The sequence below is a fragment of the Mycolicibacterium houstonense genome, from assembly GCF_900078665.2.
Taxonomy (GTDB): domain Bacteria; phylum Actinomycetota; class Actinomycetes; order Mycobacteriales; family Mycobacteriaceae; genus Mycobacterium; species Mycobacterium houstonense.
This window is the reverse complement of record NZ_LT546232.1, coordinates 1-1,672: the sequence shown is the minus strand read 5'-3', so window position 1 is coordinate 1,672 and position 1,672 is coordinate 1. Positions and strand designations below refer to the sequence as shown.

The following is a 1,672-nucleotide window of genomic DNA, read 5'->3' as shown; positions in this document are numbered from 1 at the left end:
TTGTCACGCCAGCCGGGTTGTCCGGGTTCCCTGGGCGCCTTGCAGGCGTGAAAATGGGTGTGGGTTGCCTGTCGACGTCGTTGCCACTTTGGGACGTGTTGAGCTTGTACGCCAGCCTGACGCCGGGGCCCGGACCTGGAAGGGTCATGCATTGTTGCTGTGAGCACGCCGGTCAGAATTTCGGTTTTCCCTTGACCGAGGCCCCCGGGCAGCCCGCCCACCGCGATGGTGTTGATGGGTGAGGAGGGCAGCTGAGGTGAAGCATAAGAAGGGTCCGGCCGGGGTTGAGGAGATTGCCGACGCCGAGCATGAGTTGGTCATCGAGCGGGTCGCTGCCATTGACGTGGCCAAGGCCTCGGGGGTGGTGTGTGTCCGCCTTCCTGGTCCTGCCCGTCGGGTCAGCAAGGTCTGGGAGGTCCAAGCCACCACCAGCGCGGTGGCTGAGTTGGCCGCCAAGTTGGTCGGGTGGGGTGTCGAGAAACTCACCATCGAGTCCACCTCGGATTATTGGCGGATCTGGTATTACCTGGCCGAGGCTGCTGGGTTGGATGTGCAGTTGGTCAACGCCTGCGAGGTCAAAAACGTCCCGGGGCGGCCCAAGACCGACAAGCTCGACGCGGTGTGGCTGGCCAAACTCACCGAAAAAGGTCTGCTGAGGCCGAGCTTTGTTCCGCCGGCCCCGATTCGGCAACTGCGCGATTACACCCGGTTGCGGGTGGATCTGACTCGTGAACGGGCCCGTTATTGGCAGCGGCTGGAGAAACTGCTCGAAGACGCGTTGATCAAGGTGTCGGCGGTGGCTTCACGGCTGGACACTATTTCGGTGCGGGCCATGGTCGAGGCGTTGATCGCCGGTGAACGCGATCCGCGGCAGTTGGCTGATCTGGCCCGCGGACGGATGACAGTCAAACGCACCGAGCTGATCAAGGCGCTCGATGGTCGTTTTGATGATCATCACGGCGAGTTGGCCCGGATGCTGCTCGATCAGATCGACGCACTCGATGCCCAGATCGCCACCTTGACCGCACGGATCGCTCAGCGACTGGCACGCACCGAGCCCGACGATCACGACCAGGATCGGCCCGGTGGTGGCCTGGCGTCGACGGACCTTTCGGCCGTCCAACGGTTGTGTGAGATCCCAGGTATCGGCCCGACCACAGCGCAGATCATTCTGGCCGAGATCGGTATGGACATGACCCGATTCCCCACCGCAGCGCACCTGGTGTCCTGGGCCAAACTGTGCCCACGCACCATCCAGTCCGGGCCGGTAACCCGAGCCGGCAGAACCGGAACCGGCAACCCCTACCTCAGAGGCGCTCTCGGGGAGGCCGCTGCGACCGTGGCCAAGACCGACACCTTCCTCGGGGAGCGGTATCGACGACTGGTCAAACGCCGCGGCAAGCTCAAAGCCCTTGTCGCGGTGGCCCGCTCGATCTTTACCATCGTCTGGCAGCTGCTCGCCGATGCCACCGCACGTTTCCATGACCTAGGAGCCGACTACTACACCCGGCGGGTCAACATCGAACGCCGCATGCGTAACCACATCGCCCAACTGACGGCCATGGGCTACCGCGTCAGCGTCGAACCCGCCGCCTAACCACACCAAAACACAGAGCCGGCTGCGCCGGCTGCCTTCGGCCTGCCCACTCACCCTGGGACATTTTCCGGTCAG

The 1,672-nt window shown here is 63.8% G+C and carries 1 protein-coding gene; it reads left to right on the top strand.

Annotated features, from left to right (window positions below; all coding sequences use genetic code 11):
- The first annotated feature begins 256 nt into the window (after positions 1-256).
- The gene (locus tag BN4332_RS32875) at positions 257-1,597 is read left to right on the top strand and encodes an IS110 family RNA-guided transposase (protein WP_066900295.1); all 1,341 of its coding nucleotides are present in this window, start codon (positions 257-259) and stop codon (positions 1,595-1,597) included.
- Positions 1,598-1,672: the final 75 nt, after the last annotated feature.